Consider the following 21,689-nt stretch of genomic DNA (forward strand, 5'->3'; position numbering starts at 1 on the left):
AGGATGAAGTTCGGGAGCAAGTCCTTAGCTGTCTGACGCGGGGGAGCGGGAGGCATCGGACTCGGGGGCACGGTGTCTCATCTGCGCGACTGTCCTCTCGATACCGACCTCGAAGGGTACGCGAGCGCTCCAGCCCAATATTGAGCGGGCCAGCGCAGTGTCCGGTCTACGGCGAGCGGGATCGTCCTGCCGCGCGGGACGATGATCGACGCGCAGCTCGCAGCCCATCGCCTGTGCCGTCGCGATGAGGAGGTCCATCACCGTTCGCTCGTCGTCGTTGCCGATGTTGACCGGTCCGCTTGCGGTGCTGCGTGCCAGGGCGAGGAGCCCCGAGACGGTGTCGTCGACGTAGCACATGCTCCGGGTCTGGGACCCATCCCCATACACCGGCACCGGCTCTCCCCGGGTGAGGGCCGAGATCGCGGAAGGGAGGAGCCGCCCATCGCCCAGGCGCATGCCGGGGCCATAGGAGTTGAAGATCCTCGCGATCCGATAGTCGAGGCCTGCGGCCCGACCGAATGCGGTGATCATTGCCTCCGCGAATCTCTTGCCCTCGTCGTAGACGGCACGGGGTCCGACGGGGTTCACGTTGCCGAAGTAGGTCTCGGGCTGGGGCGTCTGGAGCGGATCGCCGTACACCTCGCTCGTGCTGGTGAACACGAGTGTCGCCGATGCGCGCTGAGCAACCTCGATGACCGCCCGGGTGCCATCGGCGCAGGTCGCGAGAGTTTTAGTCGGCGCCCTGAGATAGTCGATAGGCGAGGCGGGGCAGGCGAGGTGGAAGATTTGGTGTACCTCCGCCCCGTCGATGGCGTCGAGCATCACATCGATACGGTCGCGATCGGCGATGTCGTGCACGAGGAGCCGGAATCCGGCCCGCTCTTCCACGCGGACCGCATCCGGGCTCTCGCTCGACCGGTCGTCGACACCGATTACCGCGTGGCCCTGATCTAGGAGGGCTTGGGAGAGGGAACTTCCGAGGAAGCCCAGAGCTCCTGTGATCATGAATGTGCTCATGAGCGGTCGGAGGCTCTCAACTGTCCGAGGTGGCGATCCGCTTGGGTCTGCACGTCCTTCATTACCGATTCCACGAGCGGGCGCTCCAGTCCAATCTGCGTGAGGCGACGGGCGGCGAGCGTCGAGAGCGCTCGCCGTGTACGTAGCGCATCGTCGTCGCTGGCACCGGGGGTGCCGTCGGGAAAATAGTCGACGGTGATTGCCAACGGGAGAATCTCGGTCAGCGTGTGCAGGACCTCGTCTCTTCGACCTTCGTCCATAGCCGTGCGGATCGCCTCCATGCCGAATGAGATGTGCCGGGCTTCGTCTCTGCCCATGGCGAGGAAGCCGAGCTTCACTCCCGGAAGGACGCGGGAGCGCTCGAGTGCATCGGTCAGGGAATGCTGCCCGAAATAGGCGAGCATGCCCTCCGTGACCAGATGGAACATGGTGACCTGTCGGATCCAACTGTCGTAGTTCCCAGGGCCTTGGAGCGTGTCTCTGGCGAGGCTGCTCTCGATCTCGTTCAGGCGTCGGTAGCTGGGCGAAAGACCTTCCCAGGCTTCGGAAAGAAGCACCGACTCCGAGCCCATGCTGCCCCACAACGCCTCCACGAGTCGGAGCATGTATGCGGAGTGCCGCGCCTCGTCGGCCACTTGGGTTGCGAGGAAGCGCAGCCCGGACTCCGTGGTCGCGCCCGCGAGGACCGGGGAGAGGAGGTCGAGTCCGGTATGCTCGCCGATCACGAAGGTGCGGATGACCGTGCTCAACCGGGCGCGAAGCCATTCCGGCATCCTCTGCCACTGGGCGTGGTCACGCTCGAAGCTGATCTCGAACGGGTTCCAGTGGTTCTTCTCCCAGGTCTCGAAGAGACGCGCGGCCGTCGGCTGGGAGGCGATGACCTCTTCGCCCTGCCGGAACACCGTTTTCGCCGGTCCAGTGAGCTGCGTCGGTTCATCGAGGAGCGTAGTCCACCGCAACGTCATCACCTCCGAGGTTCAAAAGAAGGCCATCCGGCGTCGGCCGGAGGTCGAAGGCTGCGAGGGCATCGCGCAGCACCCGATTCCTATCCGTGGCCGTCAGTGCCACCCTCACCCGCGCCATGCCCAGGGTCTGTGCATGCGCTCTGAGGAGATCCGCGCCGATGTCGAGTCCGATGACCCGACAGCTCACGGCATACATCGTAAGCATGCTCGATTCCGGATCGAGCACCGAGACGCCGATCAACCCATAGTCGGAGTATCGATCTACGGCTTCCATGACCATGGTGTGCGGCAGCATGCGCGAATCGAACCGCTCCCCGTTCGCCAGGGTGAACTGGGTTGTTCGCTCCAGGAGTTCGACGATGCGCGGGACATCTTGAGCCGTGGCGGCGCGGAGGGTCTTCTGGACCTTGAGGTGTCTGAAGAACTCTTCCTCGGACACCTGCGCCCGAATGTCCTCGCGAGCAATGGCGGCGCGGGTCGAGGCGGTGCGCGACCCGAGTGGCGACGGCGATAGGTGCCGCAGGCGGGGATGCTGCAGGAGAAGACGGCGGAGATCGTACAGGTCGTCACCGACGATCGGCATTGTTGGGAACGCGCTGCGCATTGCGGCCCGTTCTGCGGGGTGGTCATCGATGAAGAGCACGCGGTCCGGTGTGGTCTGCAGTTGTTGCAGGATCCGTTCCATGCGCGTGACCTTCGTCTCCCATGTGATCGAGTGGAGAGCGAAGTCGTCCGGGCCGATTCTCATGCGCCGGGCCTGCGGAGCCCAGTCGCCGAGCGTCACTTCTTCGTCGCCGCGGCTCAGTGTGGCAAGCACGAGCCCGGCGCGTTCGAGACCAGCGAGGGCCTCCTGGATGCCGAGATGCATCCAAGAGGTGTTGGAGTCAGAGTCCAGCCACTCGAGTGACCCCTCTGCGAGGACACCGGGCCAAAGGACTCCGTCGAGGTCGGTGACGATAGCCTTCAGGCTCGGGAGGTGCGCGCTCTCCCAACAGTCCCAGAGCTCGGCGGCGATCGCCCGATGCCAGACGGCGGTCTGGTTCGGCTCCTCCCGGCCGAGATCGGTGCGCCCTCCGTGGTGGGACCATGGGAACTGGAGGTCATCGAAAAGGTTCGATGCGCCGTACCTGTAGGTGAGAGCCTGCTCATCGAGGACGACGGCGCTGTGCATTGCGGCGGCGTCCTTGATAGCGGAGTTCATCGACGCCCAGATGCTCGCCCATGTGTCGGTCGTCAACGCGGGAGGCCAGGTAGACGGAGGTGCGACGGTGTGCACGATCAGCATGGATCGGGGCGCGGACGCGCGGGCCCGATGCACGAGCCCTGCCATGACCTTGCCCACGCCGCGAGACAGACGGGATGCTTCCTCTTCGGTCCGCGCGCGGAAGAGCGGCTCCAGTAACGCCTGGGCGCCTAGCTGAAGTACCACGACATCGGCCTCGTCCGCCGAAAGGTCCGCGATAGCGTCCGTGCTCAGCCAGCGGTGCGCAACCGGGGCATCCACGCCGCGCGCGAACGCCTCGCGCTGGATGGCCTCGTCGGCGAACTGGGTGAGACAGGTTCCGAAGCTCACGACCATGACCGGAGGGAGGGCAGCGGCGTCCGCAGCCAGCTCGCCGGACTGTCCCGTTCCATACAGGCGACTGTTCGGCGGCGTTGGTAGGTCGTCGGGTGACATTCCTCGGCGAGCGAATGCGACGCGGACATCGCTTTCTGCGGCGGTGTGTCGCAGTTCGCTAAGAGTCGCCTCTGAGAATGACAGCCGGTGGCCGCGCGGAGACTCGAACAGGATCATTGGGCCCCGTGCGTGTTTTGCCGATACCGTGCCATCGTGACAGCATAACTGTACGTGTGCGCAGGGGGCTCGCTCAGAGTGCGGGCATGCGCCGGAGGAGACGAATGACCTACAGCTACCATGCGAATGCGGCCGAAGTCCTCAAAAACGCGCGCGCGGACATTATGCAAATTCTCGGCCCGATCGCAACTCGGAGCTCGATCGACGCCGAGTTCGCGGGGAGCCTGAGGGTCCTCGCTCACGCGGAGAGCGAGGAGGTCTGGGTGTCCCGCATTCCGGCGGGGCAGGAGCTGTCCGTCTTCCTTCCCTCGAACAACCTCCTGTACAGCTATCTGCTGTATGCGGTCATGCCGGCGGCCTGGGCGCAGCGGATACGAGTGCGGCCGTCATCGCGGGTCAAAGCGACATGCCTGGCCCTGCACGACCTCCTGGGGGCGCACCTCTCGCCCAGCATCGTCATGGCCGATGAGTCGCAACGAGCATTCGTCTCTGAGGCGTCGACGAGCAATTCAGTCATCTTCACCGGTAGTCCAGAGAATGGCCGGAATATTGCGGCGCTCCTTCCGGACACATCGCTTTTCATGGGGTTCGGATCCGGTCCGAACCCGGTGGTGATTGGCCGAGAAGCGGATATTGACCGCGCCGTGACAGAGACGGTCTCGGCACGGCTATACAATTCCGGGCAGGATTGTCTCTGCCCCGATGTGGTGTTTGCGCACGCCGATGTCGTGGACCGTGTGGAAGAAGTGCTGATCGAGCAGCTGAAAGTCATTCCACAGGGCGACCGCCTTGCGAAAGGACTGGTGAACGCCCCACTCGTCTATAACGACGCGGCGGACGCCGCCCGTGGGTGGATCAGGTCACGCCGTGACCATCTCCGGTGGCAGTCGGCCGAGGTAGACGCGCCGGGGTTCGTTCCGCTCACCGTCGTCCGTGAGGACGAGGTGGCGAACGCCATCGTATCTGAGCACTTCGCTCCCGTGTTTCACCTCGTGCGCTACGAATCGCCTGCCGAAGTCCTTCGCTGGGCAGAGTCGCCGCAGAACCGGGAGAACGGCTTCTATATCAGCGTGTACGGCGAGGATGCTCTCCGCGATCCAGTCATCGGCAACGCTGTCAACGTCGGTGCCGTGTCCGCCCTCAATCAAGAGGACGGGAACCGGCCGTTCGGAGGGTACGGGCGGCGTGCGTCGTGGGTGCGCTGGCGGGGTAAAGAGCGGGGAACACCACTGTTGACATCGCGAGAATCCGCGCTTCACCTAGGGAACGGCTAATGCGCTCGAAGGTGCACCACGCCCGAACCACACTCGGTCCGGTCACTCTGCGCAACTGGGACGTCATCCTGGGCAAGGGTCTTCGAGACCTGTGGAGCTCGGAGGGCCGCCCGTACGGTCTCGATGACACGAGCCCGGTCTGCTTCCGTACGGGGGAGCTTACGGACTGGGCTGTACGGGTATACGCCGAAAAGGATGCGGGCGAGGAGGTCGTCAGTCCCTCGGAGCACTTGAACATAGAGGGGGCGAGACTGGCGCGGTTCCTGTCGGCAGCGGGGTGGACGGGGCGTGGATACGTACTGAACACCACGGTGCCCACCTTCGAACGTCTCTGCGGATCGCTATCGGCGGCCGGAGCTGGGCCCATGGCGGGTGTCGGTGTCTCGTCCCACACGCGCAGCGGCGACGGCGGCATCGCTTGGACCATCGATCTCTCGGTCTGGAGGTGAGCGGGATGACCGATGCGAGGGTACTCTTTGTGGACGGTGAGGCGTATCCTCTCGACGTCGATCGGGCTGGCGATGACGCGGTCGCTGTTCCTCACGATGCGGGGCGATCGATGGCTCGTCGCATCGCGGTGTTCATCGAGCAGGCCGCTGCTGCTGTGCTCGCCTCACGCCCCTTCGCGGTGAATGTCGAACTGTCGGCCGGAACCCGCAGCGAGCTGTTGGAGCGTGATATCGCGGTCGTCTTCCCCACGTCAGGGTCCAGCGGCTCCCCGAAGTGGGTGCTGCAGTCGCAGGAGGCGATGAGGTACCAGGCCACCGAAACTGCCCGCCGCATGCAGATCTCGTCGCAGCGGTGGGCCTTCTCGCTTCCTGCCACCCACGCCTACGGCTTCAGTGGTGTGAACATGTGGGCGCGCAGCGGTGGAGAACTGCATTGGTACCAGCCGGGCCACCTGCGAGTCCTTCTGGCCGGCATCTCGGAACGCCGCTTCGACAGTCTCGATACCGGCGCCTCCACATGGCGGCACATCTGGAGGCATGCCCGGGATGACCGGGCTCTTCTCGACGGGGTGCGCGCGCTTCACGTGCGTGGCGTCGGTGGTCAGATGCTCGCTGCGTCGCTTGCCACGCGATTCGATGAGATCGGCGCTCCGCTGCACGACGGCTACGGTCTCTCGGAGGCGGGCCCCAACGTTGCGATCAACACAGGCCCGGGCTACCGGGCAGGTACCGTGGGGCGCCCATTGGACGGTACCGCCGTGCTCGTCGACGATGAGGGACAGCTGCGAATCAAGAGCCCGTCGGTGTCCTCTCTCCTGCTTGTCGACGGCGAGGTCGTCACGAACGCAGTCGTCGACTCCGGAGGGTGGCTCTGCACCGGTGATCTGGGTCGCACGAGAGATGGCTATGTCGTCATCGAGGGCCGCCGAAGCACCGCTGTACACCAGCACGGGGAGAAGATCGCCGTCGAATCGCTGGAGCATCAGCTGGAGGACGGGCTTGCCGGCGGCGCGGCCGTGTATCTCGCCCGCGTCGGCTCGGATGACACCGGCGATCGTATTGTCGCCGCCGTCTTCGGTTCGTCGATGCGGGCGGATGAGTTCCTCGACATCGTGCGGCAGAATCGCGCTCATCTTCCGCGACCATTCTTCGTGCAAGGCGTGCGGTGGTTCGAGACCGGAGAAACGCCGTTGACGCCGACGGGCAAGGTGGATCGAAAAGGTCTGTCCCGCTTGATCGAACGGAGCGAGAGCTGATGGCCCACATCATTGACTACCGACTCGCGCACACCCTCGCGGAAGACGTCGCCGAACTGAGCGATCTCGCTGAGAGTGCACGGGTGACGCGGCTGCCTCCGAGCGCATCGCGGGAAGACCTCGTCGGAAGGGTCGTCCGGTTCCTTCCGGCGGATGCGCTTCGCTCCGAGAGAATCGCTGTCGTGCACACGGGCCAGGCTCGCGACGATGAGCGGTCCTTCTTCGGGCCGACGTCGAACGACCTCCTCGACCTCGGCGTCGCCGACATCATGGTCTCGAGTGCGTGCGCGTCCGGGGTTGAGGCCCTTTCGCTCGCGAACGATCTCGTAGATAGCGGAACGTTCGACCGAGCGATCGTCATAGCCGTATCGAGTTCGAGTCGAGGGGACTGGGTGTCGTTCAGCGGGGTCGGCGCTCTCGCGTCGGGAGACGTGAGGCCCTTGGACGAACGGTCAACCGGCGTCGTGCTGGGCACGGTCGCCGGAGCCGTCCTCGTGGCAGCCGACCCTGCCCCGATGTCGCTTGAGATCGTCGGGACCGGTTCACGCGTCACGGGCTCGGGGGCCGCGTCCATCGCCAGGGACCAGCTCGCCGTGATGAGGCAGGCGGCGGAGCAGCTCGCTCCTGACGTCGTCGTGGCGCATGCGACCGGCACGGTGCAGGGCGATCGCGAAGAGCTCGACGCCATTGCCGAGCTAACGAAGGATGACGGGAAGCACGCTGTTCGCGTCGTGTCTCAGAAGGGCGCCCTCGGGCACACCGTCCAGGCCGCGGGAATCGCCGCCGTCATCGGCGTCGCCGAGGCGGTGCGGAGAGGCCGGATGCTCGGCTCCTTCGGGCTGGGCAGGCCGATCCCCTCGGCAGGAGAAGTCGTGCTCCCGCTAGAGGGGGAGAGCTTTGCCGTCGATCTAGACACCATCTTCCTCGTGAATGGCTTCGGATTCGGCGGGAACAACTTCGCGCTGGCGGTCACGGGCAGCGGAGATCTATGGAAAGGAAAGAATTCATGAGCATCGATCAGCAGGACTTCATCACTCGTATCCGGGGATTCGTCGCCGATCTGAGGGGTGTCGACGAGAGCCACCTGGAAGTCGGCCTCGACTCCGACCTCCGAAATGATCTAGACGTGGACTCCTTGTCCAGCGTGGAGCTCGCGCTCCAGCTCGATGAGTGGTACTCGGTCGAGCTCGAGGACGCCGATGTCTTCGAAGCTGCGACCGTAGGGGATCTGCACGCTGTGGTCCAGTCCGCCGCATCCACGAATGACTAGCGTGATCGCCTCGGCTTCTCTCTGGGAGACGCTCAGAGACCATCTCGATCATGACGGGCGCCGTGCCTATGCGGGGGTCCCGGCTGATGAGCCGGAACTCCTCGACGCTGCCGCGTCGCGCAACGACGAGGTGATCGTGACCCGCGATCAGCGCCTCGCGGCCTTCGCGGCATGCGGATGGGCGATGATCACGGGGCGGGCTGCGGTTCTCGCAGTGCAGGCGGGACCTTCGTTCGAGAACGCCCGCACGGGGATCCTCGAGACGATGTCGCTCCGAACACCTCTCATCGTCGTCGCAACGGCGAACAGGACCGATGCGAGAGGTCGTCGGGGATTTCAGGAACTGGACGTAACACGTTCATCTCCGGAGCTCTTCGTGTGGCAGTACCACGTTTCCGATGCGGCGCATCTCGAATGGGCAGTCAGGACCGCGGTCCGGGTAAGCGAGGGGACCAGATCGGGGCCCGTCCTGCTCTCGATCGATCCCGATCTGCATCCAGTACCCGCGGACGCAGGTGCAATCCCTCCTCCTCGTCCGCTGTCGAGCGTCCACCCGAGCGATGCGGCGATCGCTGAAGTGAGCGCGGTGTGCTCAGCGGCAGCGCATCCCGTCATCATCCTCGGCGCGGGCGCGAAGCGCGCGGGCCGCCGCGATGCGCTCGTCAATCTGGCGGATGCGCTGGATGCCCGCGTGCTCGTCACCGGTTCTGGACGCGGCGCCTTCCCTGAATCGTCTGCGCGCTTCGCTGGTCTTGCCGGTCTCTACGCGACGGATGCCGGCCGCGAGGCTCTGCGTCGGGCGGACGTCATCCTGGCGTTGGGCACCCAGCTGGAGGAGACCGCGAGAGAGGGGATCCCCGGCACCGCCACGATCGTGCAGGTTGACATCGACGCGGCGATCCTGGAGCGGTCCGTGCTTCCCGTCCTCGGGGTGGTGGGGGACTGTGCCGAGACAGTCGACGCATTGAACGGAGTGCTCGCGCCACCGCGAGCCAGATCTGGTCTGCGCCGAGCGGCGTCTGTCGTTCGAGCGGACGGGGCGAGCATCCCGACCGCTCCGTTGTTCTGGACCCTCCTGAGCCAGACCGTCGCCTCGGTGGATGCCCGGGGGCTGTGGACTATCTGTCAGGAGAATGGCCTCGGTGATCTTTGGGGCTATGACGCGGACACCTTCGTTCTTCCGGAGGGGTGGGGGATCATTGGGCCGGGTGAGCAGACCGCGATGGGCTTCGGGCTGGGGGCCTCGATCGGAGCGGCGGCGGCGGGAGCCCGGGTCGTCGCCGTCTGCGGCGATGGGGCGCTGGAGCAGAACCTCTCGTGGGTGCTGACCGCGACCGAGCGGAACGCCGAGATCGTCCTCTTCGTTCTGCGCAACCGTCGCTTCGGATGGCCCTCCCTCAGCCGTCCGAGCAGCGACGTCACCACTCTGCTCCCCAGCACCCGAGACCTCGTCTCGTTCGCAGAGTCTTCCGGTGCCCGGGTATGGCGGGCGCGCAGCGTGGACGAGTTGTCCTCCGCTCTCGCGGAGGCGACGCTCGCGCAAGGAACGCGACTCGTGGAGGTCGACGTCTCGGATCTCGAGATGATCCCCGGGGTGAAAGCAGTCATGGGGCCGAGCAAATGAGGGCCGTCCCTGCTGTCGTCGTCATAACTCTCACGCGGAACCGGCCGGAGAAGCTGAGGAAGGCGATGAGGTCGATCGCCGCGCAGCTCCATCCCGCGGTGCAACACCTCGTCGTGGGGGATCGCTGCGATTTCATCGGAGATTCGGTCAATCGGGTCGCGCTGGAGCGAGAGTTCCCGCGGAGCGTGGTGATCGCAAACGAGCATCGGACCGACTCGTATCTTCCAACCCATCTGGCGCGCCTTCGGGCGCGCGCCGCTGCGGACGCCGACGCTGAGTTCGTCTCGATGCTCGATGATGACAACCTATTCGAGGACGACCACCTGACGTCTCTGGCAGATGCCGTGGCCGTCCACGACGTCGGTGCCGCCCACAGCTGGCGAAGCCTTTGGGACGACGCCGACCAACCGTGGCTCATTGGAACCGAAGACCCGTGGGTGCCGAATCCGCGGCTCTCCCGCATCTCCTTCGAGCGGCTCGCGCACGAGGGAGTCTTCGAGACCGGCACCAACGTGGTGAGGGACAGAGCCCGCTACGGAGTGGGAATGGGCCGAGTCGATACGAACGAGTGGTTCCTGACGCGGGATCTGTTCCTCGAATACAGCAGGCCCACGCCCCCGTCACCGGCGGAACGACGCCTCGGTTTGACAGAGGACGCTCTGATGACGCTGCGGATGGTGCGTGCCGGGGTTCCGATCGTGACTTCTGGACGCGCGACCGTCCGTTACTTCATGGGCGGGTATTCCAATCAGAACGTGGATGGTGTCGCGATCGACGAACAGTCGGCCAAGGGCCGCTAGAACGGAAGGAACCCGATGACGGAGTTCGGATCGGCCGATACCGCGTCTCATATCGCTGAGGCGCTGATCGCGCTTCATGAGCAGCGCGCGAAACTGAACGCCCACCGACAACGGCTCCTGCTACCGCTCGCGCGGCTTCGCTGCCGCACTCGGCCCCGTCAAGCACCGATGGACCCGCCCCTACCGGCGCCAGACCAACGGGAAAGTCGAACGCTTTAACCGCACCCTCGCAACTGAGTGGGCATACGCAGCCTCATACGACAGCGAGGATGCCCGCGCAGCGACCTACCAGGCCTGGATCCATCATTACAATCACGACAGACCCCACACCGGCATCGGCGGACAAACACCCTCAGACCGCGTTCCCAACCTCACGGGGACAACAACTAGCGGAGAGGTGCGGGCAGCCGATGACGTTTTACCTCGTTCGTCCCCGCGCGGGGGATGCGGTGTGGGTCGCCTACGCGGACGTTCAACATCGGATCTGGACCTACGTACAGAACACGCACTTTTCCATCTCAATGCGGGGGACTTCAACGACTTCTACATTGACCATGAGAATTCCTATGAACCGACGTCGGACGAAGGTGCGAGCGAGTCGGCAGGGCGTTGGAAGGATCGATACGGCAGTCGCCGAACCACTTATCGCTTGATTAGGTCGTGTTGGGAAACCCGTCGGGCTCAGACTGTCGGGAGTTCGATGACCCGGAAGCGCTCGAGAACGACGGGCTCGTCATCGGCCAGAATGAGTACTTTGCCGGTCCTGTCGGTGTGTTCGGTCTCGGTCCAGAACTGTTCGTGGACCTCGCGCCATTCCTGGACGCTGGTGAGCCCTTCACCTTCGTCCAGGGCGTGTTGAGACGTCAGCAAGGCGTACGGTGCGTACGTCGGTGACCTCGACGATCGCGATCGGTTGCTCGTCGGAGTCGATGAGTTGGTAGTGCTGGCCGATCTGCGGGAGTTCCTCGCCCGGCTGTTCGTAGTCGGTGAGGAGCGAGGCCGTCGAGGTCTTCAGGCCGGCCAGGATGGCTGCACTGAGTTGGTCCCGGAGCGGCCCCGGGTAAGCAAACGAGGTGACGGGCAGCTGTGACGCTCTTTCAAAAAAGCTCGACATGCGCCCATCCTAGGCGGGGCCACGTGAGCATCGAACCCGCGGGTATCCGATCGCGGCTTAGCTCACTGGGCGTTTGTCGCTGAGTCAGAGTACCACCGCGGCGTAGCTGATCGTAGCGTTGTAGTTGCGGGCGGTCTTGTCCGTACGCATCGCGATACCCCGCCATTGCTTGAGCCTGCTAAGCAACGTTCGACGACGTTGCGGACGCGGTACCGCTGGCGTTGCTGGCTGCCAGAATCGATCGGCCGGCCCGGCCGTTTGCGGCGAGGCGCGATCTGGTCGTCACGTTCTGGGACGGTCGCGCCGACCCGGTGTGCGCGGAGCCATGCCCGGTTCGCTTTCGAGGGGTAGCCCTTGTCCGCGACCTGCCCGCTGGTGACGGCGAAACCGAGCGGGCGGCCCTTCCCGTCCGCGACCAAATGCACCTTCGTAGTGAGGCCACCACGGGAGCGGCCGACGCCACGGTCGTCAGGTTCGGCCGAGCAGGGATTCGTGTAACTCGACAGGCCCCCTGTGCGGCGGGCAAGGGTCGCACGGTGTTGACCAGTCAAGGTCCCCGGCGGCGTCCGCCATCGCTTGAACGCGGCGGAGGATCCGCTCCCAGGTGCCGTCCTTCGCTCACGCGTCGAACCGGTGGTAGATCGTGTTCCAGTTCCCGAACCGCTCCGGCACATCCCGCCACGGCGCACCCGTCCGGTACCGCCACGCGATGACCTCAAGCGCCAACCGCAGGTCAACTATCGGACGGTCGTTACCCTTGTGCGCGGGTCAGCGATTGGTATCGCGTACCAACTGCAGATCGAGATGAACGCCAATCCGACGAAAGTGTCGGTGCGACGCGGAGCTGACCCGTCGCACCGACCTCGAGATACAGGGCCGTGGCGGAGAAGAGGATGTCGACCAGGAGGCAGGCTCCGACCGCGAACGAGAATGTGATGATGGATTCGAAGTTGACGTCGCGCTAAGGAGTGCGCGTAGACGGCGCTCGTCGTCTGTATCGACGAGGCTGTTCCACGCGCCACGCCGACCGGGCGTCCGTGCGGCACGCAACGCCCGGAGCCGGCGAGGCGGAACTGTCAGTAAGCTGACGTGCTGCTCGTTGCTGCTGAGACGAGTCGAAGGGACCTGCCGGGCAGAAAACGAGATGTTCCTCAGGAGAGGTCTGCTGCTGTGATCGCGAGTGCGAGCTCTGATGATGACGTCATCTCCGCACAGTATCCGAGGTCTCCGACGTCGTCTTGATCGCTGTCTGTACCGTTTCTGCGCGGACGGGTGCGCTGGCTGTGAGTGTGTGATTGGCACGCGTATGCGGTGGGCGCGTCAGAGGTCTAGACGGTGAGGCCGGGGCCAAGTGAGTAGGGGCACGCTCGACGTAGAACGGCTGGCGTGGGGCGCGGACGTATGCTCAGTGTCCATGTTGCGGTGAGGGGGAATACGGTGGACGTACAGTTGCTGGCGATGCTTGGTTTGGTCATCGGGAGTGCGGGCGCGGCGGGGCTGGTATCCGTGCTGATCCAGGTGTCGTATCCGCGACGGCTGGAAGGATCGATCCGGCGTCTGGCGGAGGCGAAGACACACGTGGAGACGGACCAGCGGGTGTTGCTGGTTATCGAACAGGCGCTGCGGCAAGACGCGACGCTCTTGGCGTTGAGTCGGCTCCACGGGATTACGGTCTGGGGCATCTTCGCGCGGATCATGCTGGTTCTCGGTTTTGTCGGAGCACTGGCAGGGGGCGCGTTCCTCTATCTTCAATGGCGCCCCGACCAGGCCGGTCCAGAGTATGCCGCGTTGGATGGGTTGTTGTGGATGCTGGGGATTATGCTGCTCAGTTACCCCGCTGTGGGGATTACGGCGCTACATTTTGAGCGCCGGGCGCGGGAGCGCCGGTTCGCGGCGACTGTGCTCTTTCTGGACGGGACGTCAGTGCAGACACCGGAGATTGTGCAGGCGAGGAGACGGTGGGCGCGAAGTCGACGGGTTCACGCAGACCTTCAGAAGGTGCGTAGCCCCCGATGGTCTGGCGGCCCAGATCGCTGCGACTCTGAAGCGCGAGTACGCCAGCGGTGGGCGAAAGCGCGCGCGATGGCGATTCGGCGTCTGCGACGACGAGAGCGCGGCCCGTCCGCACGTGACCTGATCCGAAGGTTTGACACGGTGAACGTCTGGCCCTACGTGGTCACCCCTCCTCGCCACGGGAATAGGAAGTAGCGACTCGCCCCCCCCGAAGTATCGGGGGCTGAGCGACGATACGCGTGGCGTATAGGGTCGGAGATCGTCAGTACGGCGGCGTCGGGGATGCCGTCAGTGGGGAGGTGTTCTTCTGTACGTTCCAGGTAGTCCACTTGGAAGCGCCATCCGGCGGAAGGGCCGCGTCCGCGCACGGTCGTCGTCTCGATGATTTCGCGAGCTGCCACTTCATTGATTCGAGGAGCAGGTCGCGTTCGTCGCCGCGGCGTTGGACTCAGCTTGGCCAGCTCAACGACGGGGTTTGCTGCCGCGAGCATCGCTGTTGTACAGGTACAGGGATGTGATCGACGGCTGGCTGCGAGACGATATGTCAGCCTTCGGAAGCAGCAGCATACTGTGTGCGGATTCATCAGCGCTTGTTGGATGAGCTGGTGCGACTGATGCGTCGTATGGGATCGTGCGAGATCCATGCTGAGTCTGGTCGCGCGTCGCGAGACGTGTTGATTCCGACGGCACCTTCCCGGGCAGGATGCGGAGGTTGACTTCGGAGATGTGATGGTACGTCTGGCGGGCGAGGCGGTGACGTGCACAATGTTCTGCCTGCGTCTGTCGTATTGAAGCAAGGCCCGTACACCGGGTGTCGGCGACAGCCGGGCAGGAGGCGTTCTTTGAAGGTCACGCGCACACCTTCGACGTCCTCGGCGGGGTGCCAGCGGGGAAGATCCGGTACGACAACCTCAAGGCCACTGTCGCGAGCGTGGGCAGGTTTGGACGACAACGGGGAGAGACCGACCGGTGGGTCGCGCTCGGCACCGAGGCCGCGATCGCCGGACACCGGGTCAAGCATGCCCTCGCCACGGAACTCGCGAACGAGCTCGTTGAAGCAGCCGATGAACTCCTGCTGTCCAAGACGATCGCCCGCTACGGGCACGTCGACCTGCTCTGCATCGACGAACTCGACTACATGCAACTCGACCGTCGAGGCGCGGAGATTCTCTTCCAAGTCCTCACCGAAAGCGAAGAGAGGAATAGCGTCGTCATCGCCTCCAACGAATCGTGCGCAGGGTGGACCAAGACCTTCACCGCCCTGCGCCTGTGCGCCGCGACCATCGAAACCGGCACCGACTCCTGCCGCCTCGCCCACGCGCGTCAAGCCCTGGCATGTTAGGGTTTGACGCGGCTACAGGCGGGTCAGGCTCTTTTCACGAGGCTCGATTTCAGCAGCATCGCACCGAATCCGTCGACTTTGCAGTCGATGTCGTGTCCATTCACAGGATCGATGAGGTGGATGTTGCGGACCTTCGTTCCGGCTTTGATGCCGTGTGGGGAGCCTTTCACCTTAATGGAGGTCGTGACCACGACGGTGTCGCCGTCAGCGAGCACGTTGCCGACCGCGTCTTTCACGACGGGGCCGGCCGGGAGGGTCGCGTCGTTCGACGGTGCGGATGCTGACCATTCGAATCCGCACAGCGGGCACACATAGAGCGTGCTCATTTCGTAGGTGTGCTCTCCCGCACAGGCGGGGCAGGGAGGAAGGACATCGGCCATGCTCCCACGATACAACGGCATGATGAACCCATCACACCAGCGGGACGGCGGCGGGTTCAGCCGAGGATGTCGCGGGGGAGCCAGCCTTCGCGTCCGTCTGGTGTGCGGCACCAGGATTGGCCGACGTGCGGATCGTCGACGATGACGGTGATGCGGTCCCCGATGGTGGCGTCGAGTTCGGTGGTGTCGTAGGCGAAGCGGATGACGGCAGCGGGGCGGTCGTTCGTGAGGTGACGGGTGGGGACCCAGCCGTGCCCGTCTGCGGTGAGGACGAATTCGAACCCGGGGCGTGGGTGATCGGCGGAGCCGACGTGGACGGTGTCCCCCCGGCGGAGCTGGAGGGGGCTTCCTGTCGGGGATTGGTAGGTGTGGGTCAGGGTGGCGCGGCGCATGGGCGGGTTCTCTCGGTGCAGGGTTAGCGTCGTTCTCGGGAAGGGAGGATGAGCAGGGGGATCATCCAGGCGAGGGCGATGCACAGCAGCCCACCGATGAAGACGAATGCTTGCCCGGTCGCTGCGGAGAATGCGGCACCGAGGAGCCAGATTCCGAACAGCAGCAACCCCATGGTGAGGGTGAAGGTGAAGACGGTCTTCATTGCAGGTCCAATCGGTGTATTGGAGCGAGTAGCGGATACGAATATCCATCATATGATGGATCCATCAATCGGGAGGTGTTGTTGTGGCAGAGGCGTGGGATGCGCAGCGTCCGTTGTATGAGGTGAAGGCGAACCTGTTCAAAGGGCTCTCGCATCCAGTGCGGGTGCGGGTACTGGAGGTGTTGTGCTCGCAGCCGGAGACGTCGGTGTCGGAGCTGCTGGCGGACACAGGGTTGGAGGCGTCGCATCTGTCGCAGCATCTGTCCGTGCTCCGCAAGCATCATCTTGTTGCGGCCGAACGCCGGGGAAGCCTGGTGTTCTATCGGGTGGCGCACCCGCAGGTCGTGGATCTTCTCAGTGCGGCTCGCGCGCTACTGACCGAGGTGCTGCACGCGACGCAGCAGCAGTTGGTGTCCGCGGTGACCCTCCCCGACATTTCACGTCCCGGCGCGGCATGAGAAGTCCGGGGGCCTGCTGATGGTGCGAGGGTTGGCCGGGTTGTGGCCGCGGCGGGAGGACTACCGGGAGGTCTCGCGGTCGTGGCGGCGGGATATGCTCGCCGGGGTGACGGTCGGGGTCGTGGCGTTGCCCCTGGCGTTGGCGTTCGGGGTGTCCTCGGGTGCCGGTGCCGCGTCCGGGTTGGTGACGGCGATCATCGCCGGGGTCATCGCGGCTGTCTTCGGTGGCTCCAATGTGCAGGTCTCCGGTCCCACGGGCGCGATGGTCGTCGTCCTCGGCCCGGTGATCGCCGCTCACGGGTTACCCGTCCTGCCCGTGGTGTGTGTGATGGCCGGGGGCATTGTGCTCCTCGCGGGGCTGCTGCGATTGGGGCGCGCGGTGACGTTCATCCCGTGGCCTGTTATCGAGGGCTTTACCCTCGGGATCGCCATCATCATCTTCTTGCAGCAGATCCCTGCCGCTCTTGGCGTTCCCGCCGGTCCCAGCAGCAACGCCGCTGTCGCTGCCGTCGAAGCGGCAGGGACGGTGGATCTGACCACGATGTGGTGTTCGCTCGCCGTCGCCGGTGCGGTCGCGGCGATCATGGTGCTGGCCCCGAAACTGCACCGGGCGCTCCCCGGCTCGATCATCGCGATCATCGTGGTCACCGTGCTGGTTGTGGTGTTCCAGGTTCCGGTGCCGTCGATCGGGGAACTCCCGGCATCGCTGCCCGCGCCGGTCTTCCCGGTCGCAGACCCGGCGACAGTATTGGCGCTGGTGGGTCCGGCGTGCACGATCGCCGCTCTCGCGGCGATCGAATCGCTCCTGTCCGCCCGGGTCGCCGCCTCGATTTCCGACACCGGGCCCTACGATGCGGATCGGGAGCTCGTCGGGCAAGGCCTCGCCTCTCTCGGGTCCGGACTGTTCGGGGGTATGCCCGCAACAGGGGCGATCGCCCGCACCGCGGTGAACATCCGATCCGGTGCTCGTACTCGGGTCGCGGCGATCATCCACTCCCTGATCCTGCTGCTCGTCGTCTACGTGGCAAGTACCGTCGTCTCCACGATCCCGCTGGCTGCGCTGTCGGGGGTGCTGATGGTGACCGCGACCCGGATGATCTCCCTCACCACGGTCCGCACGATCCTCCGCTCCACCCGCTCCGACGCGGTCGTGTTCGTCATCACCGCAGTCATCACCGTGAGTGTGGATCTCATCTACGCCGTCGGGATCGGTGTTCTCGCCGCCGCGTTCTTCACCCTGCGTCGCCTTGCGAACTCCGCTGGCGCGCACCGGGAAGAACTCCCCGCGCCTGCGGAGCCCGGGGACGATCGCATCGCTCTGTTCCGCCTCGACGGGGCCCTGTTCTTCGGTGCGGCCGAACGTATCGTCGCTCGCATCGGCACCATCCAGAACGTGACTGTCGTGATCCTGCGACTGTCCGGGCTGCAGGTACTCGACGCCACCGGTGCACAAGTCCTCACCGAACTCGTCCACACCCTCGAACGCCGCGGGATCACCGTTCTCATCAAAGGTATCCCTCCCGAGCACCTGCAAGTCGCAACCCGGGTAGGCGTGATCGCGTCCCTCCGCCATCACAACCACCTCTACACCGACCTGAACCCCGCGATCGCCCACGCCCGCAGCCACATCCACCGGGCCGCGACGCCAGATGCGACCCTGAGGGGCAGGTATCAGAACGGAGCATCGGAGACATGATCCCCGCCCACATGAGCAACCTGTACTCCTGGAGAGCTCTCGCCTATACCGACGAGCACGCACGCCCTGTGCATGCGGCGATGCTCGCCCTCGAGGGCGAAGAAGGTCCAGCCCTCGTCACCAAGACTGGTGAACAGTCCAACCTGTGGATCGCAGCAATGATCGACGCCGGCTTCGCCCTCGTCACCACCACAAACACCGCCGACATCGCACGCGCAGCCCCCACGGTCCCGGCGGTAGCAGCGCGCATTGATCTCACCGCCGATCACGGCGCCGTCCTCCACGGGACCTTCCCCGACGCCACCTGGACCGTCCGCGTCCACCGCGCTACGAACCCCCACGACCCCGACACCTTCGCCCTACGCCGCCTCATCACCAACACCGGACGCGTCCTCCTCCTCGCCGGAACAGGCCTCGGCATCAACGAACACACCTGGGACATCAGCACCCTCACCGACGCCGCCCTCGTCGGCACGCCCACCGCAGGCTGGATCACCGCCCACACCCGCTGACCCAGCCCTACACCGCTGACCCGGCCCCACACCGGCTGCGGGCAAGCCGTCCCGGACTACTTAGACGGGGAGCTACGACAAGATCTTCCGCATCTTCACCGATACAGCCGAATACCGCAAGGACTCGTACAGCACCGGGAACTGGTGTGATCCCCGAACACCTGCATCGCCGCGCGTCCAACACCACGACCATACTTATTGTCATCGTTGACGACGGACCACAACCGCCACGTCCCGGAATCATCAGTCGCATCCGGCCCGATCCACACATAACCGACCGTGCCCCCATCGGTGTCGACCACATCGAACCGCGTTCCCGCCGGTCGGAACGCCCGCGGGGAACGCCCACGCCAGCCTCCACGACGCGACCCTTTCAGCATCATCTGGGACGCAGCCCCGCTGCGACCAGGCCCGCCATCAAATTGCCTCCCGCTCGAACCAACCACACCGGGAAACGAGAGACATCCGCCGAAGAACGACAGGCATACAGCTAGATTCCCACGCACCGTGACCGCTGCTGACACTCACCAACTATTCCGACGACCACGTCGCCGCAGCGCTGTCGAAGACACCGACAGACGCTGTCGAAGCTCACCGACAACGCCACCGCGTGTTCGTATGCGATGGGTGGGGTGGCGACGCGCGTCAACCGTGCTTTCCGCGGCAATCGCCATCGGGGACGAGCGCGGCGGGCCACCGAGATTCGAACCAGTTGTCTTCTTTTGGGACGAATCACGCTGTATGCGACCAGCGTGATCTCGGAGTCACGCTGAAGTACCTTCTCGGCGGTGACGGGGATCCCGAATCCGATCAGGTGCTGTACTGCGATGGGAGTTTTCGCGAAGTGCACGATGAGTGCGAGGAGCCTCTTGAGCGTGTTGTGAACCTGACGTTTACGAAGTGCGGAGGGGGACGGACATTGATGGGGACCATTGGGGTGAATGTTGCTTGAGTTGTTCAAGCATTTTTCGGGGTCGGTGGGGGCCCGACTGGGGGTGGCCCTCGGGAAGGTCATCGGCCACTTCGATGCCGTCGAGATCGAGCCCGTGCCGCGAACCTCCGGCGCCACGAAAGATCCGGCGCAGAGGTTCAGCTGTGCCGAGTGCGGAAACTGACAGCGCGGCCGAATGCGTGGTGACCGTGCTCGACGTCGAGCAGCCCCGAGAGGCGCGCACGGGGGTCTGCAGCAGCTGCGCCGGAGCGTTCTCCGCCTGAGAGCTGTCGTTGCGTTCTAGTCCGCTCCTCGCGCCCGCTGCGCTGCTTTTCGAGGCGGCCGCGCACATGTAGGTGAGGAGGTTGATTGATGGCTAGAAATATGCGGTTGCGGCGATGGATCGCGACCTCTGAGTAGGTGCAGGCGCTGGTTCACTCTTGGATACAGATGGCCCGCGATGGGGCACGGATGAGAGGGCTCTTGATGATGGTCACTGGCCCCGTGGTCGTGATGGTTGCAACTTTTTGGGGCGGAAACTGATCATGCCGACCTGATATCATGTTGACGCGATATCAGGTGGGGCGTATGCTTGGGGTATGGGTTGGATGGTGGATTTCTCGGATGAAGTGCGGGATTGGTATTTAGCGCTCTCGCCCGAGGGGAAGGCTGCAACCAGCCGGATCGTTGCGCTGCTCGAAGAGCGCGGGCACATGCTCTCGATGCCCCACTCCCGTCAGCTTGGGGGCGGGCTGAGAGAACTCCGGTTTACGTGTGAGGGCGTCGCCCGCCGCATCACCTACGTGCTCGATCCGGAGCACAAGGCTGTGACCCTCACCACGTTCCGAAAGCAACGCGACAACGAACGCCGCGAGGCCATACGTGCCCGTCGCGCTCAGACCACCCACGAAATCAGCAAGACCACCACGAAGGGGAAGAAGCGATGAACACCACATCATTCCGCGACCTCGAATCCGCTGCGCTCACCGCTATGACGGTCACGGAGCGTGAGCGCTTCGACGCCGCGCAGGCCGAAGAAGACGAGCGCCTGCGCCTTGCTGAGCTCGTGTATACCGCCCGTACGGGGGCGGGGCTCACTCAGGCTGCGTTGGCAGCGCGTATCGGGTCGAAGCAGTCCGTCATTTCCGCGATCGAGAACGGGGCTCAGATTCCCACGTTTCCGATGCTCCGGCGTATCGCGGGCGCGGTAGATCGCACGCTCAGCATTGAACTCGCGGCAGCGAGCTAGACGGCCGAACATGGCGAATGCCTGGTGGCGGCGGTCGGACTCGGCCGAGGAGATCGCTCGGGATCTGTGGATCCTCAGCGAACCGAGCGCCGAAGCAAAGGCAATCATCGACCAGCACATGAGAGCACCTGCGCAAGACCCTGACCCCCTCGCCCCTCGAGCTGCTCATGGAGCTGCTCGATCATGAGACAACGGATCAGGAGGAACACCCATGAAACTGCGGCAGTTGATCGATCGGGCTCCCCGTTCGATTGCGCCTATTGGCTGGGATGAGGTCAATCCGGGCGGTAACGAACAGGCCGACAGTGAGACGGAGGAGGAGCGATGAGAGGGAAAGAGCTAAAGCAGGCGCTGTTGATAACGTTGCTTGTGTTCGTGCGGGGATCCGCAATCGGCACCGGAGCCTGGTTCCTCTTCGGCCTGTTGCTCAGTGAACTAGGCGGAGGCATCCCGATCTTCGGCGGGCTGACACCGCTCTATGTGGGAGCCGCGCTTTCACTCGTCAGGGCTGCGGTTACCGGGCAGCGATGGGCGGATGCTGCCGCGCGCGATCGCTGATCTGCCCCGCTCCCACCCGCCGCCATCGTCTTCGCTTTCCGGCCCTCCGCATTCCGGTGGTGGGGGCGTCCTTGTGTCGTAGAGGTATTCGAGGGTTGCGGGTCGCCGGCACCTGGTCGACGCCGCATGTGGCCATGGCAGAGTTGCGCGTGATGCCTGATTGACTTGGTGGAGTTTCGGGGGATGTCGCTCTCCGAGGCCTCAGCGAAGTGACGTAGACCTCGACGCAAGTTGAGAAGGCCATAGCGGGTCGGGGCGTGCTTTCGTCGCGTGCGCTTCGTGAGTGGAGGGCGTGCGTCTCTTCGCTGTCTTCCGGCCCGGAGGCCTGATCTAGGAGCGCTCGCCATGGCGGCGGTGGCCCTCAGGGGCGGGGCTGGGGCGGCGTGGCAGG

General features: G+C 64.8%; 20 protein-coding genes and 4 pseudogenes. 16 read left to right on the forward strand and 8 right to left on the reverse strand.

Going from position 1 to position 21,689, the window contains the following annotated elements:
* Nucleotides 1–24: 24 nt before the first annotated feature.
* The 3 genes from CQ040_RS15895 to CQ040_RS15905 are packed head-to-tail and all read right to left on the reverse strand — an operon-like array spanning nucleotide 25 to nucleotide 3,777.
* The gene (locus CQ040_RS15895) at nucleotides 25–1,017 is read right to left on the reverse strand and encodes an NAD-dependent epimerase/dehydratase family protein (RefSeq protein ID WP_105527831.1); all 993 of its coding nucleotides are present in this window, start codon (nucleotides 1,015–1,017) and stop codon (nucleotides 25–27) included.
* Nucleotides 1,014–1,982 (reverse strand): ribonucleotide-diphosphate reductase subunit beta, encoded by a 969-nt coding sequence (locus tag CQ040_RS15900; protein WP_105527832.1) that lies wholly within the window; start codon nucleotides 1,980–1,982, stop codon nucleotides 1,014–1,016. Before CQ040_RS15900 ends, CQ040_RS15895 begins: the two co-directional genes overlap by 4 nt.
* On the reverse strand, nucleotides 1,951–3,777 hold the full coding sequence (locus CQ040_RS15905; RefSeq protein WP_105527833.1) for an HAD-IIIC family phosphatase: 1,827 nt from the start codon (nucleotides 3,775–3,777) through the stop codon (nucleotides 1,951–1,953). The genes CQ040_RS15900 and CQ040_RS15905 overlap by 32 nt, the downstream gene beginning before the upstream one ends.
* Before the next feature lie 104 nt (nucleotides 3,778–3,881).
* Between CQ040_RS15905 and CQ040_RS15910 the strand changes: the two genes are divergently transcribed.
* From CQ040_RS15910 to CQ040_RS15945, 8 genes and pseudogenes are all read left to right on the forward strand, one after another.
* Nucleotides 3,882–5,051, forward strand: a complete 1,170-nt coding sequence (locus CQ040_RS15910; protein ID WP_181157025.1) for an aldehyde dehydrogenase family protein — start codon at nucleotides 3,882–3,884, stop codon at nucleotides 5,049–5,051.
* Nucleotides 5,051–5,500, forward strand: coding sequence for a hypothetical protein (locus tag CQ040_RS15915; protein WP_105527834.1), 450 nt, complete (start codon nucleotides 5,051–5,053; stop codon nucleotides 5,498–5,500). Before CQ040_RS15910 ends, CQ040_RS15915 begins: the two co-directional genes overlap by 1 nt.
* A gap of 110 nt (nucleotides 5,501–5,610) precedes the next feature.
* Nucleotides 5,611–6,756: a fatty acid--CoA ligase family protein gene (locus tag CQ040_RS15920; protein ID WP_181157214.1), complete on the forward strand. Its 1,146-nt coding sequence runs from the start codon at nucleotides 5,611–5,613 to the stop codon at nucleotides 6,754–6,756.
* Complete coding sequence (locus CQ040_RS15925) at nucleotides 6,756–7,766, forward strand: beta-ketoacyl synthase N-terminal-like domain-containing protein (RefSeq protein WP_105527836.1); 1,011 nt, start codon at nucleotides 6,756–6,758, stop codon at nucleotides 7,764–7,766. The genes CQ040_RS15920 and CQ040_RS15925 overlap by 1 nt, the downstream gene beginning before the upstream one ends.
* On the forward strand, nucleotides 7,763–8,026 hold the full coding sequence (locus tag CQ040_RS15930; protein ID WP_181157023.1) for an acyl carrier protein: 264 nt from the start codon (nucleotides 7,763–7,765) through the stop codon (nucleotides 8,024–8,026). Before CQ040_RS15925 ends, CQ040_RS15930 begins: the two co-directional genes overlap by 4 nt.
* Entirely contained in the window at nucleotides 8,019–9,650 is a 1,632-nt protein-coding gene (locus CQ040_RS15935) for a thiamine pyrophosphate-binding protein (RefSeq protein ID WP_105527838.1), read from the forward strand. Before CQ040_RS15930 ends, CQ040_RS15935 begins: the two co-directional genes overlap by 8 nt.
* Nucleotides 9,647–10,450 (forward strand): glycosyltransferase family A protein, encoded by an 804-nt coding sequence (locus CQ040_RS15940; protein WP_181157022.1) that lies wholly within the window; start codon nucleotides 9,647–9,649, stop codon nucleotides 10,448–10,450. The genes CQ040_RS15935 and CQ040_RS15940 overlap by 4 nt, the downstream gene beginning before the upstream one ends.
* Before the next feature lie 103 nt (nucleotides 10,451–10,553).
* Nucleotides 10,554–10,829 (forward strand): annotated as a pseudogene (locus CQ040_RS15945) (integrase core domain-containing protein); the annotation flags it as partial.
* Nucleotides 10,830–11,131: 302 nt separating this feature from the next.
* On the opposite strand, the pseudogene CQ040_RS21275 reads toward CQ040_RS15945, so the two are convergent.
* Nucleotides 11,132–11,564, reverse strand: a pseudogene (locus tag CQ040_RS21275) (ASCH domain-containing protein).
* Between the two features lie 618 nt (nucleotides 11,565–12,182).
* Nucleotides 12,183–12,308: pseudogene (locus CQ040_RS21280) on the reverse strand (transposase); the annotation flags it as partial.
* A gap of 693 nt (nucleotides 12,309–13,001) precedes the next feature.
* On the opposite strand from CQ040_RS21280, the gene CQ040_RS15960 reads away from it, so the two are divergent.
* Together CQ040_RS15960 and CQ040_RS15965 are read left to right on the forward strand one after the other, a co-directional pair.
* Nucleotides 13,002–13,772, forward strand: coding sequence for a hypothetical protein (locus CQ040_RS15960; protein ID WP_146113929.1), 771 nt, complete (start codon nucleotides 13,002–13,004; stop codon nucleotides 13,770–13,772).
* Between the two features lie 760 nt (nucleotides 13,773–14,532).
* A pseudogene (locus CQ040_RS15965) lies at nucleotides 14,533–14,919 on the forward strand (ATP-binding protein); the annotation flags it as partial.
* 23 nt (nucleotides 14,920–14,942) lie between these two features.
* Here CQ040_RS15965 and CQ040_RS15970 read toward each other — a convergent pair.
* From CQ040_RS15970 to CQ040_RS15980, 3 genes are read right to left on the reverse strand one after another with little or no spacing between them, the layout of a single operon-like run.
* Nucleotides 14,943–15,299 carry a zinc ribbon domain-containing protein YjdM gene (locus tag CQ040_RS15970; protein WP_105527842.1) on the reverse strand — a complete coding sequence of 119 codons (357 nt, stop codon included), beginning with the start codon at nucleotides 15,297–15,299 and terminating at the stop codon, nucleotides 14,943–14,945.
* Between the two features lie 56 nt (nucleotides 15,300–15,355).
* The gene (locus CQ040_RS15975) at nucleotides 15,356–15,691 is read right to left on the reverse strand and encodes a hypothetical protein (RefSeq protein ID WP_105527843.1); all 336 of its coding nucleotides are present in this window, start codon (nucleotides 15,689–15,691) and stop codon (nucleotides 15,356–15,358) included.
* Between the two features lie 23 nt (nucleotides 15,692–15,714).
* Nucleotides 15,715–15,894, reverse strand: coding sequence for a hypothetical protein (locus tag CQ040_RS15980; protein ID WP_105527844.1), 180 nt, complete (start codon nucleotides 15,892–15,894; stop codon nucleotides 15,715–15,717).
* A gap of 83 nt (nucleotides 15,895–15,977) precedes the next feature.
* Between CQ040_RS15980 and CQ040_RS15985 the strand changes: the two genes are divergently transcribed.
* The 6 genes from CQ040_RS15985 to CQ040_RS16010 all read left to right on the forward strand — a co-directional run bounded on the left by CQ040_RS15985 (nucleotide 15,978) and on the right by CQ040_RS16010 (nucleotide 21,298).
* Nucleotides 15,978–16,352, forward strand: coding sequence for a metalloregulator ArsR/SmtB family transcription factor (locus tag CQ040_RS15985; RefSeq protein ID WP_105527845.1), 375 nt, complete (start codon nucleotides 15,978–15,980; stop codon nucleotides 16,350–16,352).
* 19 nt (nucleotides 16,353–16,371) lie between these two features.
* Nucleotides 16,372–18,048 (forward strand): SulP family inorganic anion transporter, encoded by a 1,677-nt coding sequence (locus CQ040_RS15990; protein ID WP_105527846.1) that lies wholly within the window; start codon nucleotides 16,372–16,374, stop codon nucleotides 18,046–18,048.
* Entirely contained in the window at nucleotides 18,045–18,560 is a 516-nt protein-coding gene (locus tag CQ040_RS15995) for a hypothetical protein (RefSeq protein ID WP_105527847.1), read from the forward strand. Before CQ040_RS15990 ends, CQ040_RS15995 begins: the two co-directional genes overlap by 4 nt.
* Nucleotides 18,561–20,099: 1,539 nt before the next feature.
* A complete protein-coding gene (locus CQ040_RS16000; protein ID WP_258133039.1) occupies nucleotides 20,100–20,438 on the forward strand; it encodes a type II toxin-antitoxin system RelE/ParE family toxin in 339 nt (112 codons plus the stop codon).
* The gene (locus tag CQ040_RS16005; protein WP_105527849.1) at nucleotides 20,435–20,740 is read left to right on the forward strand and encodes a helix-turn-helix transcriptional regulator; all 306 of its coding nucleotides are present in this window, start codon (nucleotides 20,435–20,437) and stop codon (nucleotides 20,738–20,740) included. The genes CQ040_RS16000 and CQ040_RS16005 overlap by 4 nt, the downstream gene beginning before the upstream one ends.
* Before the next feature lie 324 nt (nucleotides 20,741–21,064).
* Nucleotides 21,065–21,298, forward strand: coding sequence for a hypothetical protein (locus tag CQ040_RS16010; RefSeq protein ID WP_105527850.1), 234 nt, complete (start codon nucleotides 21,065–21,067; stop codon nucleotides 21,296–21,298).
* Nucleotides 21,299–21,689: the final 391 nt, after the last annotated feature.

Origin of the sequence: Microbacterium sp. MYb54 (genome assembly GCF_002979515.1) — a bacterium.
In the GTDB taxonomy this organism is placed as follows: Bacteria; Actinomycetota; Actinomycetes; order Actinomycetales; family Microbacteriaceae; genus Microbacterium.